Origin of the sequence: Micromonospora endolithica, assembly GCF_003626595.1 — a bacterium.
Lineage (GTDB): Bacteria > Actinomycetota > Actinomycetes > Mycobacteriales > Micromonosporaceae > Micromonospora > Micromonospora endolithica.
The window spans coordinates 191,166-210,343 of sequence record NZ_RBAK01000009.1; the positions used below are offsets into that span (position 1 = coordinate 191,166).

At 69.2% G+C, this 19,178-nt stretch carries 19 protein-coding genes and 1 tRNA gene; 6 read left to right on the forward strand and 14 right to left on the reverse strand.

Translation table 11 applies throughout. The features are described from left to right. Positions 1 to 61 precede the first annotated feature (61 nt). Positions 62 to 135 (forward strand) — tRNA-Pro (locus D7223_RS22320). Positions 136 to 211: 76 nt separating this feature from the next. On the opposite strand, the gene D7223_RS22325 is transcribed toward D7223_RS22320, so the two are convergent. The 5 genes from D7223_RS22325 to D7223_RS22345 form a co-directional block, all read right to left on the reverse strand. Beyond that, the gene (locus D7223_RS22325) at positions 212 to 1,456 is read right to left on the reverse strand and encodes a tyrosine-type recombinase/integrase (RefSeq protein ID WP_120730368.1); all 1,245 of its coding nucleotides are present in this window, start codon (positions 1,454 to 1,456) and stop codon (positions 212 to 214) included. 454 nt (positions 1,457 to 1,910) lie between these two features. Beyond that, positions 1,911 to 2,240, reverse strand: a complete 330-nt coding sequence (locus D7223_RS22330) for a helix-turn-helix domain-containing protein (RefSeq protein WP_120730369.1) — start codon at positions 2,238 to 2,240, stop codon at positions 1,911 to 1,913. 967 nt (positions 2,241 to 3,207) lie between these two features. Further along, positions 3,208 to 4,326: an AAA family ATPase gene (locus D7223_RS22335; protein WP_238162160.1), complete on the reverse strand. Its 1,119-nt coding sequence runs from the start codon at positions 4,324 to 4,326 to the stop codon at positions 3,208 to 3,210. A gap of 456 nt (positions 4,327 to 4,782) precedes the next feature. Then, positions 4,783 to 5,118 (reverse strand): HNH endonuclease, encoded by a 336-nt coding sequence (locus D7223_RS22340; protein ID WP_202864680.1) that lies wholly within the window; start codon positions 5,116 to 5,118, stop codon positions 4,783 to 4,785. A 23-nt stretch (positions 5,119 to 5,141) separates the two neighbouring features. Continuing rightward, positions 5,142 to 5,555, reverse strand: coding sequence for a hypothetical protein (locus tag D7223_RS22345; RefSeq protein ID WP_147252669.1), 414 nt, complete (start codon positions 5,553 to 5,555; stop codon positions 5,142 to 5,144). Positions 5,556 to 5,968: 413 nt separating this feature from the next. Here D7223_RS22345 and D7223_RS33680 point away from each other — a divergent pair, with 413 nt between their 5' ends. Beyond that, the gene (locus D7223_RS33680) at positions 5,969 to 7,135 is read left to right on the forward strand and encodes an NsdA family TPR-like regulatory protein (protein WP_238162161.1); all 1,167 of its coding nucleotides are present in this window, start codon (positions 5,969 to 5,971) and stop codon (positions 7,133 to 7,135) included. Between the two features lie 383 nt (positions 7,136 to 7,518). Here the strand turns inward: D7223_RS33680 and D7223_RS32560 are convergent, their stop codons facing one another. From D7223_RS32560 to D7223_RS22365, 4 genes are all read right to left on the reverse strand, one after another. After that, the gene (locus D7223_RS32560; RefSeq protein WP_147252668.1) at positions 7,519 to 8,640 is read right to left on the reverse strand and encodes a hypothetical protein; all 1,122 of its coding nucleotides are present in this window, start codon (positions 8,638 to 8,640) and stop codon (positions 7,519 to 7,521) included. A 376-nt stretch (positions 8,641 to 9,016) separates the two neighbouring features. Then, positions 9,017 to 9,403, reverse strand: coding sequence for a hypothetical protein (locus D7223_RS22355; protein ID WP_120730372.1), 387 nt, complete (start codon positions 9,401 to 9,403; stop codon positions 9,017 to 9,019). 156 nt (positions 9,404 to 9,559) lie between these two features. Next, a complete protein-coding gene (locus D7223_RS22360) occupies positions 9,560 to 10,342 on the reverse strand; it encodes a methyltransferase domain-containing protein (protein ID WP_120730373.1) in 783 nt (260 codons plus the stop codon). A gap of 116 nt (positions 10,343 to 10,458) precedes the next feature. Beyond that, entirely contained in the window at positions 10,459 to 11,217 is a 759-nt protein-coding gene (locus D7223_RS22365; RefSeq protein ID WP_120730374.1) for a helix-turn-helix domain-containing protein, read from the reverse strand. Here D7223_RS22365 and D7223_RS22370 point away from each other — a divergent pair. Continuing rightward, complete coding sequence (locus D7223_RS22370; RefSeq protein WP_147252667.1) at positions 11,207 to 11,530, forward strand: hypothetical protein; 324 nt, start codon at positions 11,207 to 11,209, stop codon at positions 11,528 to 11,530. The genes D7223_RS22365 and D7223_RS22370 overlap by 11 nt on opposite strands. Next, positions 11,517 to 12,719 (forward strand): helix-turn-helix domain-containing protein, encoded by a 1,203-nt coding sequence (locus D7223_RS22375; protein ID WP_238162162.1) that lies wholly within the window; start codon positions 11,517 to 11,519, stop codon positions 12,717 to 12,719. The genes D7223_RS22370 and D7223_RS22375 overlap by 14 nt, the downstream gene beginning before the upstream one ends. Positions 12,720 to 13,028: 309 nt before the next feature. Here D7223_RS22375 and D7223_RS33685 read toward each other — a convergent pair whose 3' ends face one another. Then, positions 13,029 to 13,568 (reverse strand): hypothetical protein, encoded by a 540-nt coding sequence (locus D7223_RS33685; protein ID WP_238162163.1) that lies wholly within the window; start codon positions 13,566 to 13,568, stop codon positions 13,029 to 13,031. Positions 13,569 to 13,636: 68 nt separating this feature from the next. Between D7223_RS33685 and D7223_RS22390 the strand changes: the two genes are divergently transcribed. Then, complete coding sequence (locus D7223_RS22390) at positions 13,637 to 13,948, forward strand: NIPSNAP family protein (protein ID WP_120730376.1); 312 nt, start codon at positions 13,637 to 13,639, stop codon at positions 13,946 to 13,948. Between the two features lie 245 nt (positions 13,949 to 14,193). Then, on the forward strand, positions 14,194 to 15,069 hold the full coding sequence (locus D7223_RS22395) for an META domain-containing protein (protein WP_120730377.1): 876 nt from the start codon (positions 14,194 to 14,196) through the stop codon (positions 15,067 to 15,069). Between the two features lie 12 nt (positions 15,070 to 15,081). Here D7223_RS22395 and D7223_RS22400 read toward each other — a convergent pair whose 3' ends face one another. The 4 genes from D7223_RS22400 to D7223_RS22415 all read right to left on the reverse strand — a co-directional run bounded on the left by D7223_RS22400 (position 15,082) and on the right by D7223_RS22415 (position 19,166). Next, a complete protein-coding gene (locus D7223_RS22400; protein WP_120730378.1) occupies positions 15,082 to 15,969 on the reverse strand; it encodes a CE1 family esterase in 888 nt (295 codons plus the stop codon). Between the two features lie 87 nt (positions 15,970 to 16,056). Then, positions 16,057 to 16,530 carry a hypothetical protein gene (locus tag D7223_RS22405; RefSeq protein WP_120730379.1) on the reverse strand — a complete coding sequence of 158 codons (474 nt, stop codon included), beginning with the start codon at positions 16,528 to 16,530 and terminating at the stop codon, positions 16,057 to 16,059. Between the two features lie 88 nt (positions 16,531 to 16,618). Then, entirely contained in the window at positions 16,619 to 18,325 is a 1,707-nt protein-coding gene (locus D7223_RS22410; RefSeq protein WP_120730380.1) for a bifunctional metallophosphatase/5'-nucleotidase, read from the reverse strand. 211 nt (positions 18,326 to 18,536) lie between these two features. Continuing rightward, on the reverse strand, positions 18,537 to 19,166 hold the full coding sequence (locus D7223_RS22415) for a histone deacetylase (protein ID WP_120730381.1): 630 nt from the start codon (positions 19,164 to 19,166) through the stop codon (positions 18,537 to 18,539). Positions 19,167 to 19,178 lie beyond the last annotated feature (12 nt).

The window sequence follows — 19,178 nt, forward strand, 5'->3', positions numbered from 1 at the left end:
AGCGGGAGGGGTACCGAGTTTGACCCTGGCAACGGGTGGGCTACTATTTGTCGGCACGCCTCGGGGTGTGGCGCAGCTTGGTAGCGCGCTTCGTTCGGGACGAAGAGGTCGTCGGTTCGAATCCGGCCACCCCGACCGAGATGGGCAAGGCCAGGTGAGAGGGCATCTCACCTGGCCTTTTTCCATGCCTGCCGTAATCTAAGCCATTGATCTAGGCCACTTCCTTGCCGCCCTTCTGGTGATCGTCTTCGTCGGAAGTCAGCGGAAAGTCAGCGAACGACTCCCGCACCCGGTCCGCGCCGGCCTCGAACGCGTGCGTGTAGCGGTCGAGCGTGGTCGAGATCTGCTCGTGCCCCATCACGCGGGCAACGTCGTTGAGCGGTACGCCGTCGGTGATCAGCCAGGTGGCGTAGGAATGCCGCAGGTCGTGGAAGCGCAACCCGCCTTGCGCCATGCGAGACACGCGGGCGCGGGCAACCCGCCGGTTCGGGAGTTCCTCGCTGACCTCGTTGCCGTCGCGATCCCGCCACGTCGCGCGCCACGCGCGGGGACCGACCTGGGCCACCTGGCCAAGCAACCCGGCACGCACGAGCGCCGGCCGCCAGATCCACGCCCGGAAGACCGTGCGGCGCATCGAGCCGCCCGCCTCGTTGGTGAAGACCTCGCCGGCCGCGCCCGGCGGCACGGCCTTGCGGTGGCGCCGCAGCTCCCGCACCGCGAACGGCGGCAGCGGCACCGTGCGCCGGCCAGCGCGCGACTTCGGGTAGGGCTTGAACGTCACCGTGCCAGCCACCTCAACGCCGACCCGGCTGACCTTCACCGTGGCCTTGTCCAGGTCGATCGCGTCCCATGTCAGGCCCACGCACTCACCCCACCGCAGCCCGGTCCCGCCCGCCAGCGCCACCAACGCCCGGTAGCGCTCCGGGATCTCCGGCAGCAGGGCCGCGAACGCCTCTCGGGTGATGACCTGCTCATCGGCGTCGGTGCGGCGACGCTTGGGCAGGCGCACGCCGTCGGCCGGGTTCTCCGCGATGATGCGATCCCGGACGGCCAGCGCCAGCACGGCGCGCAGCAGACGGCAGCACTCCCGAACGGTCGCCGGGGCCAGGCGCTGCCCCAGTTCGGTCGCCCACTGCTGAACGTCGGAGTGGTTGATCCGGCCCACCGGGACCGCGCCCCAGCGAGGCAGCACCCGGTGCCGCATGACCGAAGCGTCCCGAGCGATGGTCACCACCTCGTCGTTGCGGCCAGCGGTCCACTTAGCCGCGTAGACCTCGAAGAGCACACGGCCGGCGTGTGGGTCGACGTAGGTACCTCGGCTGAGCGCTGCCTCCGTCTCGGCGAGAAAGTCTCTCGCCTGGCGCTTGGTCGGAAAGGTCTTGGCCTTCTGTCGGCCGGTCGCGTCCCGCCAGTTGGCGCGGTAGGTGCCGGCGTCGGTTCGGATGACGAATCCCACGGTCGTGAATCTCCTCGTCTCGGTGACGGTATGTGACCTCTGACGCGGCCGGTGATCGGCCGCGCTAGCAGGTCTTGCGGGGGTGCGGATTCGCGTTCTGGCCGGGCGTGGGGGTGTTTCTGCTGGTGGGCTGCTATCTGCTATGCCGCTGGTGGGGCCGGTGGTTGGCTGCTAGCGGGGTTGCTATCGCTAGCAGGGCGGGCCGCTATCGATTGCAGGTCTGCTAGCGCGGTCGACTGGCGTCGGTTGGTGACGGAGCGTGGACCTGGCGGGTGAGGCGTCGCGGTCGTCTAGCGCTGCTGAACCCACGTCGGTCGGCCGCTGCGGAGGGGTTCAGCCGTTCTGACCGGTGGTGCCGATAGGCGCTAGGTGCCAGGTGGGGGCGGGGTTGGGCCGCTAGCGGTGCCGCTAGGTCTAGCGGGTGGTGGCGCTAGACCTAGCGGCACGGTGGCGGCTACGCGCCGTCGCGGCGGCGCTGCTGGCGTTGCTCGCGGCGCTCGATGGCGGCTAGCTCCTTTTCGACGTCTTCGACGCTGGCGGTGGGGAGTCCGTCGATCCATTCGTGGAGGCGGCGCTTGGGTACGGCCCACCGGCCGCCGAGCTTGAGTGCGGGGATTTCTCCGGAGCGGACCAGGGCGTAGGTGGAGCCGAGGGACAGGCGCAGGATCTCTGCGGTTTCGGCGACGGTGTAGACGGCGCTGACGACGGGGGCGCGGCGGGTGGTGGAGATGCCTCCCGCCTCGGTTGGGGTGGGGCGCTGCGGGAACGGGATGACCGTGCTCACGGGTGCTTCCTCCTGGGTGGCGGTACTACTTCGCCGACTGCTGGTAGTAGTCGGCGGCGACGTAGTAGGCGGGTAGCGGTAGCGGCTGTCGGGGGTCGGTGGAGCGCTGTGGGGCGGGTTTTCGGGGTGTCGGCGGGGGTGCCGCTACCCGCTACCTGTGGTTGTTTGGGCTGCTGGGGCCGGTAGCGGCAGGGGTAGCGGTGGCGCTACCTGGTAGCGGCTGGCCGCTACCTCGCGCCGGGATTGCGGTGGGTGGTGGGCTGCGGTCGGTGCGGGTCGCGGCGGCGCGACCGGTCGCGGGTTGCGGTTGCCGCCTGGCGGTGACGCAACGCCCGCGGTCGAGCTGGGCGGCGCGGTGACAACCGGGGTTGTCACCAGGTGGCTTGCGTCGCCGGTCGGCTAGGAGGTGCCCGGTCGTCGTGGTGGCCGCTGGCGCGGGTGGGCGGGGTGGTCGGCTGGCGGGTCCTAGACCGCTAGGTCCCTGGTGGGCGGCGGGTTCGGCTCCTAGGGGTGCTCCTAGGTCTAGGAGGTGCCGGGTCCTAGGGCTAGGAGGGTCGGCGGCCGGGTGACGAACGCCTGCCGGCGGGGTTGCGTCACGCCCGCTGTGCGGCTTCCTGCCGGCCGTTCCCGGCCAGCCCATCCCTTGTGGAGGGTCAGCAGAGCGGGGCGGCGGATCGGCGTAGGGCGGGCGGTTGAGAGGGCCGTAGGCGCATGATCCGCGCTGGGCCGGGGTTAGGCCATGCGCCGATGCGTCTCGGCGGCTCTCAGCGGGCCGCATTCGGCGGGTGGCGGTTCGTACCGGACGTGCTTGAGGGCGTTGGTTCGGTAGATGCTGCGGGATCGGGTCTCGTGGCGCTGACACGTTGACACTCCCTCGGGATCGTGGCGTTGGTGCTGGTCGCGGCGGGTGCGGCGCTGTCAACGCCGACCGTTGACAGGCGTTGACAGCGCTGACACCTGGCCGCCCCTAGCGGGGTGACGGACCGTGACCGAATCGGCCGGTTGGAGCGCCAGTTGGCTCAGTCAGTCCAGTCGGCTCAGCTTCCGTGAGGTGAGCCGACTGAGCCGACTGTGAGCCGACTGGCGATCGGTCGTCACGCACGGTCATCTGCCAGAGCGACCGAGACGGGAAGCCGGCGCGGGTGGTGGTGACCCTGGCGCGGGTGCGAGCGCGCTTGAGGGTCGCCTCGGCGAACCCGGCGGCGCGGGCGGCCTTGAGCACGTCCTCGCGGGCCGCCTCGCCGCCCTGGCTGATGAGGTACGACTTCAACCAGTCGGCGCACTCGTCGCGCTCGGCGCGGTTCTCGCCGTCGCTGGCACCGTCGCCGAGGATGTCCGACACAGAGCGGTCGGACTCGCCGGTGATGGTCAGCTTCCCAACGTAGGCGGGGCCTTCGTCGGTGGGGATCTCGACGGACTCCACGACGTACCGCAGCGACGGCAGGTCCAGGGGGCCGAGGTTGTTCTTCGCCTGGGACATGACGCAGGAGCCGTCGCCGGCTTCGTCGTCGCGGGCGATGGCGATCACGGCGCGGGCGACGGCAGAGAACGCCCGCGAGCCGGTAATCAGGTTGAGGGCGTCGGGGCTGGCGGACTTGTTGAAGTGCGCCAGCCCGACAACCGCACAACCGGTCCGGTCGGCCATGTTCACCAGCGGCTCAAGCGCGGTCCGTAGGTCCCGGTCCCGGTGGGTGTCGATCCCGGCGTGGATCAGCGACAGCAGCGGATCGGCGGCGAGCAGCGCCACACCGAGACGGGTGATCTCCCGACCAAGTGCCGAGCAGTCCCGAGGCAGCGTGAGGGCGTCGAAACCGCCGTCGTGCTGCACGTCGACCCGGTACACCATGTCGAGATCCGCGCCGGCCGCGAACAGGCGCGGGCCGATGGTCTGCGACCACGAATCCTCCGTGGCCGCGTAGATCACGGGGCGGGGCGTGCCGTGGTGCCGGCCGGGCAGCACGCCCCTCGTGATTTGGGCGGTGAGCCAGGCGAGGGTCAGCGACTTGCCGATGCCCTCGCGGCCGGGGATCACGGTGAGCGCGCCGGAGGGAATGCGGTTGGTCCACGTCCACGACACGGGCCGCATGCGGATCTGAGAGGCGGGGGTCAGCAGGATCGTGCGGCCGTGCTCGGCGTTCCCGCCGGACTCAACCTGATCCGTGCTGGCCGGTTCGTGGACCGGTTCACCATCCGGGCCGTGACCGGCGGCAGGACCGTGCAGGCCCGGCGGGCGCGGGGGCATCTCCGGCTCAGATCGGCTGAAACACTCGGCAGCGGGATCAGGTCCGCCCGTCGCTGCGCTGCGGAGTGTTTCAGCCGGTTGTGGTGGTCGGACACCCGGGGCCGAAGATCCGCCCGCCGTGGTGGTTGGTGGTGGTGAGTCCGGCGTCAGCCGGTCCCATCGGCTCTTGTTCGTGGCGGTCACAGCAGGGACTCCCGTCCGTTGGTGCGGGGTGCGGTCTAGGGGTTGCCGGACCTGGGTCCGGCGCGGAGCGGCTTGCCGGTTCGATCACCGGTGACGCAAGCCACCAGGGCGCATCCGTCACCCGGCGGTGACAACCTCGGTTGACGGCCGGTGGCGCAGCTCGACGCGCGCCAGGCGGGCGGCGAGGGCGGCGACGGTGGTGACGAACGGATGCGGCCGGCGCGGCAACGGCGCGCAGCCGGCGGCGCGGAGGAACACCTGCGGGAGCTGGTCGGCCTTGGCTTCGTTGCACGGCCGGCACGCCAACACGAGGTTCATCAGCGCCCACCCCGGCAGGACGCTTTGCGGGATCAGGTGATCCACCGTCGCGGCCAGCAGGGTGTTGAACGGGTGACCGCAGTAGAAGCACCCCGCGCCGTCCCGGTCAGCCAACGCCCGCTTGATTGCTCGCATGCGGGTCGAGTTCGGCCGGGCCATCACGCCACCGCCACCAGGTCACGCGCGGCAACCGGGCGCAGCACCCGCCCACGCCGCGCCGGCCGCCCGAACCGCGTCGGCACCGCCACACCGAACGCCGCCGTCAGCTTGCGGGCACACAGGTCCATGAACGCCAACGCCTCAGCGTCGTAACCGGCGCTCTCGTCCTCGCACTCGTCGGCGCGCTGCTGCACCCGGATCAGCCCGAACGTCGACACCGCCCACGCCACATGAGCGCGCACGTCATCGTCGGACATGTCCAGCAGCTCACCGAGGGTCAACCCGGTGTCGTAGCCGAACAACGCCGCCAGCAACTCAGAACCCGTCAGCGGCAGCGGAGCCACCAACACCACCGCCGGACCCTCGCCGTACAGGTGATCCCCGTCCTCAATGACGACCTTCCCGGTCGTCACAGCTGGCAGCTCACGAGCGGTACCCTTGACCTGCATCTTCGTACTCCGTTCGCGTGGAGGGACGTTGCTGCACTGGCCTCGGCGGGGGTAGGAGCCCGCCGAGGCCAACTTCTCGTAGCCAGTACTAGCTCAGCTAGCACTGACCGTGACTCGGAAAGTACTAGCTCAACTAGCTCTTCGTCAACACATCACGTCGCCGCTGGCGTTCGGCTCGTTGCCGTGCCACTACGTTTGCGCAGGTAACGGGTAGCCGACGAGTGTCATTGATGGGGACAGGTCGTTGTCCCCTTCCCTGTCACCGGGTCAACGGCGGGATACTTGGAGGCATGGGGAGCGACAGCGCGCACCACGACGACCGGCCCCGGTGGGCACGGCGGATGAGGGCTGAGCGACAGGCGCGCGGATGGTCACAGATGGATGCCGTTCGCGCACTCGAAAGCCACGCCGACCAGACGATTCCAGGCACGTCGAGCTTGCTGCGAAACTGGAAACGGTGGGAGGCGGGCGAGGTCGAACCAGACGACTTCTACAAGCCTCTCATTGCAAAGACTTTCGGCACAGTGAGCGCTGCGTTCTTTCCCCGCGCTGGGCATCGCAACGCAGAAGCCGAACTGCTCGAAGGTGTTGGCATGAACACTCTCGAATTTGTGTCGAGGCTTCGCACCTCCGACGTTTCGCCCGCTACGCTTGAGGCATTGCGCATAACGGCCGACCGCCTCTGTTCCGAATACCCCTACATGAGCCCGGAACAACTTTCGATCGAGGGACATGCCTGGCTGCGCCGAATCTGCAATCTTCTCGACCGCCGCCTGACGCTCTCACAGCATCAGGAAGTGCTCTCGCTCGCGGGAACAGTTTCTCTTCTGATCGGCTGCGTCGAATACGACATGGGTCAACGGCATGAGGCTAGGGCGACGCGCCGCGCCGCGCAGTCGCTCGGTGAGGAGGCCGGAGACGCAGACGTGATGGGATGGGCGCATGAGATGGCGGCGTGGTTCGCCATCACGCAGGGGGACTACCGGGGTGTGATCGCCGCGTCCAACGCTGGAGAATTTGTCGCCCATAACCGCAGCGTCACGGTGCAGCTTGCAGCGCAGAAGGCAAAGGCATGGGCACGAATCGGCGACCGACGCGAGATGGAAAAGGCGCTCGATCATGGCCGCGCCATCCTCGAAACGCTCCCCTATCCCGAAGATGTTGACCACCACTTCGTAGTCGACCCTTCCAAGTTCGACTTCTACGCGATGGACTGCTATCGCCTTTTCGGCGATAACGAGCGCGCGGCGGTTTACGCGGACGAGGTGATACGTTCGTCAACCGACGCCGATGGAACGCAGCGCAAGCCAATGCGGATCGCCGAGGCAGAGATCACGCTCGGGGTGGTAGCGGCGAGAGAAGGCGATGTCGAGCGAGCTGTCTCGTTAGGACGCCAGGCGATTTCGGGCGAGCGGAAGTCCCTACCTTCACTGCTAATGGTGTCCGGTGAGCTGCGCCAAATTCTCGCGAAGCAGTACCCGACCGAGCAGGAAGCCGCAGCCTACCTCGAAGAGCTACGCGCGCTGGGCGCTCGGGATGCCTAGGCGCTGCCTCCTGGTCGGCCACCTACGCCAGGGCGTGGTCGGGAGGCGTGCCAGTCGATGATCCGTCCAGGTCGCCACATATGCGTACGTCCAACCGTCATGTCGGGTGCCGGCATCTGCTCCCGCTTGCGGTACGTCACCACGGTGGCGACCTGGACGCCGATGTAGGCGGCCACGTCAGAAGTCGTCCACCACTCAGCTTGCGGATCTGGCGTCGTCGTCACACCCACATTCTCCCCGACACGGCTCGGTACTCCTAGCCGCCCCTAGCCCCGCTCGCAGAACTCCAGGCAGCGCGGTTGAGGCTCGACAACGACCTCACCCCTACCGCAGTGATCGACCCGGCGGCAAAAGGTATAACGATAATGCACGGACGATTCGACTTAGAGCGCATCCTTTTGGTTATCGCTTACAGGGAGAGCGATGACGCGAGCCCCAGTCGTTCTCCAGTCGATTTTCAGAAGCGCTGCTGGCGTAATCGACGAGACTTCTGCGATCACGACATTCAACGGAATTTCAACGTCTGCAACCTCCTCCAGGATGTCAGACGCAAATCGAACAACTTTCTGGAATCGAGGACTGGGCGCAACGTCACCGAATAGCGACTTTTGTCCAGTCAGAACCGAGTCTGTGACCACCAGGAAGACTGCCGGTACGACATTGGTCCCTAGCTGTTTTCTTCCTACCCGTCGCGCTCGGATCGCCCAGACAATCGCCTCGTTCATGCGGTTCCTGACATTATTGAGGTTGCCATCAGCCAACCGAACGTCAAGGACAAGGTTCGGAATATGCTCCAACCTGGATGTGATCACGGCGTCCATGTGGGTTCCGCCGAGCCGGACGTCGGGCACGATGTCGGCTCCCTTCCCGAAAGCCGTCGCAAATGCTTCGATTATTCCGTCCATCACAGCTCGCCCCCGCGCCCTGATCGCCGGGGCGCCTAGAGTAACTACTGCGGGATTCAGAGTTCGAACTAGAGGCTCGGAAGGTACCGGCTCACTCGGGCCGTGGGAGTTGCTAGACAGCTCATCGGAGGCTTCGCTCTCCTCCGCACTCCCCAGTTCCTCTTCCCCTATTTTCTCTTCAAGAATTTTCTCTGCCTCCTCAGGAGGCTCTTGGTGCTCACGCAGCAGGAGCAAAGTCTCCTGATAGGTCTTTTCCCTCTCAGCTTCCAGCTTGGCTAGTTCTGCGACTTCGCGGCTATCCGTGCGCGTTTGTTGCTTCTTCCAAGAAATTGCGCCCCATACAACAAGACAAAGGCCAGAGACGACTAGGAACCCCGTAACGTAGGGCCACGAATGCAGTAGGAGCGTCATCTGCTTCTGCTGAAGGCGGATGGCCGACTGCGCTTCGGGGGGCAACTCTGACAACTGCTTCTGGGACGTGGTCAGAACATTCTGACTTCGCAGCAACAAAACGGGTATAGCAATGCCAACTCCGGCTGTTAGCCCACCAACACTGACAAGGAACTTGTGGAAGTCGGTGTACTGCAAGCTGGGAAACACGAGGTCCACGTTACGGCATTGCCGGGGCTGACGAAGTCCGCCCGATTTCGTCGGCTATCCGACAAACGTCACTTGGCGGGCACGGCCGAGCAGCACGCGCCAAGCGAGGCTGGAGTCAGCAGAACGTCAGCAAGACACCTGTCAACATGCGCCAAGGACGGACACGCGATGGTGTGGAAACCACGAACATCTGCAACGGACGACAGCGGTTACGACTCAGCCACATACTCGATCAACATTCGGGACGAAGAGGTCGTCGGTTCGAATCCGGCCACCCCGACCAGAGGTAAGAGGGCACATCCAATCGATGGATGTGCCCTCTACGCTTTCGTGCAGCAGTAGCTGGCGCAGGCTCTCGCCGGGGCGCTTGAGCGAGTCAGAATTCCCGCCACTCTGGCCATCGAGGTGGGGTGTCTGAGGTCAGAGCGTCGAGCATGACGTGCTCGACCTGGTCTGGGGACAGTTGGGGAAGCTTCTGCGGGAGACCGCTACCCGGGCGGGCCGCGTACCACATCCGGTCGCCGTCGGTCACCATGACGTCAGTGGGGGCACGTCCGTCGGCGACAACACAAATCGATCCCCATGGCCGGTGGATGACCACCGTCTGGTTCTCTTCCTGATGGAGCCCGCGCAGCCACCGTACGACCGTCTCACGGTCGCCGACACCCACGGCCTCGCGGGTGACCACCTTCCGGAACAGGCCTCGCCGCCTGGTCGTCAGACGCTCGGCGACATCCATCGATGCGGCATCGCCCTCGCCCATGTGCGCCCCTCAGTTCGCTTGCTGCGGATCAACCTAGGCTCGCCGACGGCAGCAGGGAAGCAGCAGAAGGGGTAGAAACAAGCGACCCCATCGACGGCGACACACGCGAGGGTCGGCTCCTCGCATGGTGGCGAGCAGGGGTATCGGACAGCTATCTCACGTGACGGTGCCGGAGGTCAGGAAGAAGGTGACCGCGTAGGTGAACCGGCGTGCCTTGACGGCCTCGTCGAACTGGTCTTCGAACGCACGAGCTTCGGCGGGTTCGAGTTCTCCGCGTTTGACCGCCGTAGCAGCCCAACTGCGGAGGCCAAGAACATTGTCGACGGCGGTCGGGTTTCGAACCAGTAGCGTTCGGGGCTCGACGGTGACGTCGACCAGGCCGTGTGTGGCGAGAAGGCCAGCATGCTGGTGTGCCAGGGTGCCGTTGCGAAGGAGGAAATCAGCCCGGAACCTCAGCACGCGCCGCGCCAGATCTTGGTCGGCGATGTCGAGCACCTGGGTGTCGTAGTCGGGGTCCGCGAGGACGATGCGACCGCCTGGCCGTACGACCCTGACGAGTTCCTCAACCGAGGCGTGGGGATCGGCGAGATGTTGCAAGGTGCGATCGGCCCACGCCCCGTCGAAGGAATCAGCGCGAAACGGTAGTTGATGGGCGTCGGCGACGACACACTGCGGAAGGCCGCGGGCCTGCATGGCAGCAGCCATGGTCAGCGAGCGATCCACGGTTGCCACGCTGACATCGTGTTCGTCTCTCAGATGGGCTGCGCCTGCCCCTGTGCCGGCGCCAACCTCGATGTAGCGACGGCCGGGCGTCGGGTGAAGCAACTCGCGGGCCCGCTGCTGATATGCCCGGTAGAAAGGCTCCTTGGCGAGCCGGTCGAGTAGGCCGACCCACGCGTCCGGGTCGGACTGGCGGTCGACATCGGTGAACCCATGCACGATCGACAGCCTATTGCGGCAGCGCTGCTACTGACCGCAACGATGACAGCGGCGGGCTGGCGAACGCGGAGACAGGTGCTTCGTCGAGATGTCGAAAGCTCCTGGGCAGCAGTGCGCTACGTAGCCAGCGTGTTGTAACGGTCGAGCGTCGCCTTGGCGGTTGATGCATCGCGGAAAACAAGTTCCCACGGCCCGGTGTTGACGTCCATGTCCTTGCCGAAGCCGACCCACTTCCCGGCCATCCGTCGACCCGTGGGCTCGGCCAGGAGCTGGATCGCACCGTGGTAACGGGCGCCCCGGTAGTAGCCGGTCGGGTCGGTCTGCTCCACCCACGTGCCGGTGACAACAGGACCGTCCACGGTCAGGTCCAGCGAGAGAGACGAGGACGCCGATCCAGGCAGGCTGCGCGCGGTCAGCCTGTCTCCGTGCTGGAGCATCACGACGAAGTGTTGCCCGGCGAAGGAGTCCCCCCGACCGCTGGAGTAGTACTGGTAGCGGCTGAGCCACACGCCCTCGTACGACCTGTGGACCGTGGTGGGCTTGGACGTCGGCGTCGGCGTGGCCAGGTTGGAAATGGGAGATGTCAGGTCGTGGCCACCGTGCTCGTCATCGGCGACGTGACCGCCGGGCACTGCGGCGAAGCCCAGCAGCGATATGGGTAGGCCGGTGACGACCTCCAGCGCGCGGGCGTAGACGGGGCGCGGTGCGGCGATCGCGCCGGACTCCCATCGCTGGACGAGTCTCTTGTTGGCGTCGTTGGGCTCGCCGACACGGTGACCGGCGGCCTGGAGGGCGCGAGCGAAGTCGTCCTGGCTCATCCGCATCCCGGTACGGACGGCGCGCAGCGCGGTGTTGGGGGCGGTCATGACCGTCACGATAGCGTCATGTCGCCTTAATGTCGTCACCGATGTGGTCGTCTTGTCGCATCTTGTGCCGTCGCAGCCGACGGCATCCGGACGTCAGTGTGTACAGGCGACGGCCGAACTTGCCGCCGTGCGGCTGCTGACGGAGGTGGGGATGCCGGGTGATGGTGACGAGCCGGCGGTGAGCCGGGGCGAGCAGATTCAGGCCGCCGAGCGGGAAGGGGCCATGCGGCGGCTTCTCGCCGAGGCTGAGGCGGATCGGATACCGGCGGAGGAGACCACCCGGGCGGTGCCGGATCGGTGGTGGCGTCGTGGGCAGCGTTGAGCTGTTGCCGGTCGGGCGGCGGGTGGCGTACTGGCGGGGGCGGCGCAAGTTGTCGCAGCAGGTGTTCGCCGACCGGCTCGGTAAGTCGAAGAGTTGGGTGGACAAGGTCGAGCGGGGCGTTCGGGCCCTGGACAAGGTGACGACGCTTCAGGAGATCGCTGCCGTCCTGCGCATCGACACGGCGGTGCTGCTGGCTCGGGATGCCCAGCCCACCGGAACGAGCGGGCGCGGCGAGGGCGTCGAGCGGGTCCGGGCCGCCCTGTCCCGGTACGACGTCCCCCTCGACAGGCCGGCGGCCCACCGGTCGGCTCTGCCGGTCGATCAGGTGGCCCGGCAGGTCGTACACGCCTGGACAACCTTCCAGCGCGCCCGCTATCCACAACTGACCGACCTGCTGCCTGAGCTGTTGGCCGACGTCGAGCGCACCCACTCCGGTGATCCGACCGCGGGCCGGGTGCCGCTGGTGGAGGCGTACCGGATCACCGCCTCCTTGCTGGTGAAGCTCGGCGACCCTGACCTGGCGTGGCTGGCCGTCGACCGGGCCATGAACGCCGCGACCGGTGATCGGGTCCTGGTGGCCGCCGCAGCAGTGCAACTCGGTCAGGTGCTACGCGCCTGCGGGCAGGCACGAGTGGCGAAATCTGCGATGCTCAACGCCGCCTACCGCATCGCCCCACCCGTGATCGAGTTCGGCCCACCCCCGGCGCTGTCCCTGTGCGGCACGCTGCTCGTCCAGGCGGCCCTGGCCGCCGCCTTCCATTCCGATGCGCGCACTGCGGAGGACCTGCTCGACGAGGCCGCGACACTGGCCACCCACGTCAACGACGGCCATGACCACTACCGCACCGGGTTCGGACCCACTGCGGTTGCCCTGGCCCGCACCGCCGTAGCCGTCGAGCTGGGCGACGTTCGGAACGCGGCGACCTGGCACGAGAAGGCTGTCCGGCGCGACGGCTGGCGGTGGTTGGCTCCCGAACACCGCGCGGCACACCTGGTCGACTCCGCCTGCGCCTACCTTCACGCCGACGACCCGATCAACGCCGGCCGGCTCCTGATCGACGCCGACCGCATCGCACCGGCCGAGGTCCGCCTACGACCCGCCGCTCGGGATCTGCTCGCCCAGATCGCCCGGGACCCCCGCACCCCGACCACCATCACCCAACTCGCCGTCACCCTCGGTTTGGGCTGAACCATGACCGGACCGCACCTGTCCCTGCCCCAGATCCGTAACCGGCTGATCCTCATCGCCCGTACCGTCCTCCGCCAACACGGGCCCGGGCCCGGACGACCGGTGCCCGATCTGCCGAACCCCGCACTGCGCGGTGGCGACCGCCGCCCGCGACGTCCTCCGCACCGCCGAGGAAGTGCCGCAGCGGAGTACCGCGACCGAGCCGACCGATCCGGACCGGGACACACCTCCGGAGGCCGAATGACCTCGGGCGACACCCGATCCGACCGGCTCGCCGAGAGCGCGGGGCGGTCCGGGAAGGACGGTAGGTCACCGTACGGTGAAGCCGCCGTGCTGGACGGTCTGTCTGAGCCAGTCGAGCCAGGCCACCCACAGGTCATCCCGCTCCAGTTCCGCCCGCAGGCTCGGTGACGACCCCTGATAGCAGCCGAGCGCTTCCTCGATCTCCTGCGCCCCGACCAGCCACGGACCGTTGCTCGTCAGCTTGAACACCGGGATACCCGTCCTGCCGGCGACCGTCTGGGCCGAGGCCGCCCGTTCGGCTTCGTGGTACGCGTCCCGACGGCTCCGATCGGCAGAGCGCCAGTCTTCGACGCCGTCAAACGGCCAATCGGGAAAGGGCCGCGGGGTCGCGTGGTAGACCATGCCCGTGCGGCGCATTCCGTCTCGGCAGAAGCCCATGGCGGCGATGTTCAGGCTGAGGTGACAGGGACCCCGCAGCGACGCGTACGCATCCAGGCATGACGGAGCGTGCCCGCACAGATCCCCCGACTCGATGCAGGCTTCGAAGCGGGAGCGCGCGGTCGCCGCGGGTTCGGGTAGATCCGCCCACTCAAGGTCGTAGCCCACCGGCCCCCCTTCGCTGCCGGCGCTTCAGCCGGCGCTCGGCGTCACGACATTACGCGTATGGTGTCGCGGTGATCACCTGCGTTCTGCACTACACCATCGATCCCGCGCAGATCGAGGCGTTCGAACGTTTCGCCCGGGAGTGGATGCGACTGGTGAACCGGCACGGTGGTGTCCACCACGGTTACTTCCTGCCTGCCGAGGGCGCCAGCGACCGCGCCGAGGCGCTGTTCAGTTTCGAGAGCCTGGCCGCCTACGAGCGGTACCGCTCGCGGTTCGGCCACGACCCGGAGTTCGTCGCGGCGGACCGCATCCGCGAGGAGTCGGGGTGTGTGGTGCGCTACGAGCGGACGTTCATGCGCCCGCTCCTGCCCACCGACTGACCCGGGCCCCCGTCTGCGGCGGGTCAGTCGGTGGCCGGCAACCGCCGACGATGGATCGGAGGCGCCTCATGTCAGTCAGACATATCTATGTCGGAGAGAAATGAGGCGCTCGTGAGTTGTGCCTTCCGATCCGACTACGAGCGGTAGCGGCCCGCGCAGTGGCGGGGCGTGCGAGGGCCGGGCGGGAACCGGCCGCCCGACCGGGCCGTCCAATCCGTGCTGGTGACGACGGTACGGGAGGACACATGCGACACGGTCGGTACGCGCTGGGGTTCGCGGCACTGACGCTGGCTTTGACCGCCTGCTCCGCTCCGGGGGACGGGCCGCCGGCCGGCACCCTTCCGCAGCAGGCTCCCGTGACCGTCGGCGAGCCGACGGACCTGATCGGCGTCTGGACGGTGCGCGGGGCCGAGGTGGAGTCCGGCACGATCCTCCGGCTCGCCGACGACGGACTGACCGTCTTCGGCAGGTGCCAGCAGCTCATCGGTGAATGGCGGGCGGACGAGGTCGGCCTGTTCGTCGCCCACGTCAACGGCGCTTCCGGGGCCGCGGACGGCCGGTGCGGGCCGCCCGGCCCACCCGGTACGCCCGGCTGGCTGACCCGGGCAGGCAACTACCAGGTGCAGGGCGACGTGCGCGTGCTCCTCGACGACGCGGGCGCGGAGGTAGCCCGGCTGTCGCCGGGGGCCCGCCCGACCGTACCGCCGGACACGGATCCCGCGTGGACCGCGCCGCCGGTGGTGACCGACCAGGCGCGGGCCTGGCTGGCGCCGTCCACGCCGCTGCCGGCGGCGCTCCCGCCGGTCACCCGGGACGCGCTGGTCGGCCGGTGGCTGCCGGTGGTCGACCCGGGTCGCCGGCCGACACCCGCCCACGTCGTCCTGACCGACGACGGCGCGTGGCGCGGGTCGGACGGCTGCAACGGCCTGTCCGGACGCTGGGTGGCCGGGCCGGACGGAGCGCTGCTGGCCATCGCCGGCCCGCAGACGTTGATCGGCTGCGACGCGGTGCCGGTGGGCCAGTGGTTGCAGACGGCCCGGCGGGCGGGACTGGACGGCGACGTGCTGGTGCTGCTGGACGCGAAGGGCGCGGAGACCGGCCGGCTGCGCCGCGACGGCTGACCGGCCTCCCGGTCAGCCCGCCCGGCGCGGATGGGCGGCGAAGAAGTCCCAGATGAGTTCGGTCGCGTTGATCGCGGTGTCCGGCGCGCCCAGCCCCAGCGCGGCGCCGCCCGGCCAGTTGTGGCCCATTCCGTTGATCGTGTAGCCGACGACCTCGGTGCCACCCGGGCAGGTCGAGACGACCCGGTTGACGGTCTTGGCCCGGTCCACCCAGGCCAGCGGCTGGTCCACGCAGCCGTACTCACGCCGCCACTGGACGAGCCGGATCTCCAGCGCGTCGGCGTTGCGATCGTCGGTGCCGATGAACGACAGGACCGACACCGACCGGGCCGGCCCGCCCGTGCCCCCCGGCTGGCCGCCGGCGAGCCCGCTGCTGACCGGGGCGATGGCCGCGAACAGGTCGGGCGCCTCCGTGGCCAGCCGGAACGCCATCGAACCCCCGGCCGACATGCCGGTGGCGTAGACCCGGTCCGGGTCGACGTCCCACGTCCGCACCAGGTGCTCCACCATCGCCCGGACGAAGCCGACGTCCTCGTGGCCGCCGCAGCACGGGTACGCGACCAGGAAGCCCTCCCGGTCGGCCGTGGCGTCCAGCCGGGTCATGTCGCGCATCGTCTTCACGTCGGCCCCGCGATAGTGGATCGCCACCACCAGCGGCGTCTTCCGTCCGGGCCGGTAACCGGGCGGCGCGTGCAGCTCGTACTCGCCGGTCCGCCCCTCGATGGTCAGGCGGTGGTCGCCCGGCGCCGGCTTCTCCGGCGCTGCCGACGGGCTCCCGCCCGCCGTCGCGGCCGTTCCGTCCGGGCCGGTCGGGTCGCCCGCACCGCACCCGGCGGGGCCGGACAGCAGGGTCAGCGCGGCGAGCGCCGCGGCGAGTCTGGATCTGGTCGTAAAGCCCATCGAGCACCCCCGTGGTCGTTTCCGGCAAACTAACGCCGGCCCACGGTGGCCCGCTGTCCCCGTCGGCAACGATCGGGAAACGAAGGCTCAGTCGTGCAGCTCGGTGCGGTGGATCTCGGCGAACGCCGCCGCCAGGTGGGCGTCGAACGGTTCGCCGGTCGTCGCCAGCAGGTCGGTGACGAGCAGCGGCCCGTGCGCGGCGATCGCCGCCGGGCCGGGCGGCGTCTCGTCGGCCTCCGGGTCGTACAGGCCGAGGGCGCCGGCGAGCAGGACCAGCACCACGTGCGGGTCGACGTCCGTCCGCCACCGCGCGGCGCCGCGCACGCACCGTTCCAGCACCTGGCGTACGTCGTCGCCGGCCAACCCGTCCGGATGCCCCTGCTCCAGCAGGGACCGGACCACCGCGCCGAGGACCAACCCCGACCGGTCGGCGGCCGCGAGCCGCCCGACCGCCACGTCGTACGCCTCGCCGTCCTGTTCCCGGGCGGCGACGACCGCGTCGGTGGCGGTAACCGCGATCTCCCGGGCGGGTGCGGGCAGGTGGCGCCAGGTCGTGCTCACCGGGTCAGCATGGCAGACCGGACCGACGGCGGAACGGGGGCGGGCCCCGGAGCGGCTGCTCCGGGGCCCGTTTCCGTGCGGGTGCCGATCAGGCCGCGGGGACCTCGGCGGTGGTGCGGATGCGGTCCAGTGCCGGAGCCGACACCGGGGAGTTCGCGGTCAGGTAGGCCACGAACGCGTCCAGGTCGATCAGGCCGGTGACGGCGTTGGTGCCGCCGGTGAGGACGCTGAAGCCGTCACCGCCGCCGGCCAGGAAGTTGTTCACCGTGACCCGGTAGGTGGCGTCGGCGGTGACCGGGGTGCCGCCCAGGGTGAGGCTGCCCGGTACCACCCGGGTGCCGGCGCACGGGTCGGCGGTGGGGGCGGTGGTGCCGTTCGGGTCGACCGTGTAGCCGACGGTGGACGACGGGTAGAGCGTCCGCCCGGTGACGAACTGCTGCTCCAGCAGGCAGTAGAGCTGCGCGCCGGTGAGGTCGAGGGTCACCAGGTTGTTGGCGAACGGCTGGACCGTGAACGCCTCCTCGTAGGTGACCGTGCCGGCGTCGAGGTCGGCCCGTACGCCACCGGGGTTCATGAAGGCCGCGACCGCGCCCTGCTCGTCGTCGGTGGCGGCGAGCTGCGCGTCGGCGATCACGTTGCCCAGCGGCGACTCGCCCAGAGACGTACCGAAGAGGGTTTCCTGGGCGCGGACGAGCGCCTCGGCGGTGGTGCCGACCTCACGGCCGGCGACCGGGCCGAGCACCTCCTTGTAGCGGTCGATCAGCGCGGTCTGCCGCGCGTCCTTGGTCACGTCCCGGGTGACCACCACGTTCTCGGCGGTCGCGGAGAGCACGTCGCCGCTGCGCCGGTCGATCTTCAGGTCGATGTCGGTGATCAGGCGACCGAAGGAGCTGGCGCTGGTCACCAGCTTGTTGTTGACCTCGCAGTTGTACGCCTGGTGGGTGTGCCCGCTGACCACCACGTCGATCGACGGGTCCATCCGGTTCACCACGTCCACGACCGGGCCGGTGAAGTCGACGCAGTCGTTGATGCCGCCGGCCCCGGCCTGGGTGCCGCCCTCGTGCAGCAGCACGACAATGGCCTCCACGCCCTTGCGGCGCAGCTCGTGGGCGTACCGGTTGGCGGTGACCGCCTCGTCGGCGAAGGTCAGCCCGGCGACGCCCTGCTGGCTGACGATCTGCGGGGTGCCCTCCAGGGTCATGCCGATGAAGCCGACCTTGACGCCCTGCACCTTGTGGATGGCGTACGGGGGCAGCAGCGGCTTGCCGGTACTGGTCTTGAACGCGTTGGCGGAGAGGTACTGGAAGCCGGCGCCCTTGTAGGGGGTGCCGTCGGCGCAGCCGTCGACCGGGTGGCAGCCGCCGTTCTGGATGCGCAGCAGCTCGGCGGCGCCCTCGTCGAACTCGTGGTTGCCGACGCTGGCGTAGTCGAGGCCGGCCAGCGACAGCGCCTCGATGGCCGGCTCGTCGTGGAACGCCGCGGACAGCAGCGGGGACGCGCCGATCAGGTCGCCGGCCGCGACGGTGATGGTGTTCTTCTTGCGGCCGGCCTCGGCCAGCTCCGCCAGGTGGGTGGCGAGGTATTCGACGCCACCGGCCGGCTGGCCGGCGATGGCGCCGCTGGAACCGGTCGGCGGTTCGAGGTGGCCGTGGAAGTCGTTGAGGGCGAGCAGCTTGACGTCGACCGGCTTGGGCCGGGCGTCCGCCTCGTCGGGGGTGGTGGTGACCGCGCCGAACGCGGCCACGGCGAGCGCGGTCAGGCCGATGGCGGCCCGACGCATCCCGGGGATGGACATGGATCTCCTCGTGGGAATCCGACGCGGGGCGGCCGGGCGATGGGTCACGCCGGGCCGGTCCGCGCCGTCGACAGGTTCGGTACGGGTGGCGACGGTGGGGGACCGCCGCCCGCGTCGGGGACAGCCTCTCATCCGAACCGCCGCCAGTCGACCGGAGCGGCGGTGGACCTGCGGATACGGTCAGGTGACCGGAGAATGTCGACGGTCCGGCTCACCCGTCCAGGTGGGTCCGCAGGGAGCGGGCCAGGCTCTCCCGCTCCCAGGTGCCGGCGATGCCCGGCCGGTCGAGCAGGTAGCCCGCGATCCGGTCGACGTCCCAGCCGTGCGCCTCGCGCAGTCCACGGGCGATCGTCGCGAGGTAGGCCGGGGCCGGGGCCCGCCACTTCACGTCCGCGGCCGTCCACGGCGCGGTGAAGGTCAGCAGCGGGATCCCGTCCAGTCGCCCCGGACAGATCAACGTCTCGTACCGGCCGGGGCCCAGGGTCGCCCGCCCGCTCGCCACCGCCACGTCCACCAGGTCGAGGTCGGCGCCGGGCTCCCGGTGCATCTCCTGCGCCGCGACGTCGGCGAACTGGCCGACGTCGAGCAGGTAGGCCCGGGCGGCCGCCGCGCCGGGCAGCCCCGGGTCGTAGAAGGCCATCCCACCGGTCCACGCCCGGGACTCGCCGGCGAAGTAGATCCCACCGGGCAGCGTGACCGGTCGGGTGCGGCTCGGCGGGCGCGGGTCCCGGCACCCCGGGTAGGTCCGCAGCCCGCCGGGCGGGCATCCACCGGCGAGGTAGAAGCCGAGCCGGGCCGCGTACATGTTCGACCCGTACGCGACGTACCAGATCTCCCGCACCGCCGACTCCGA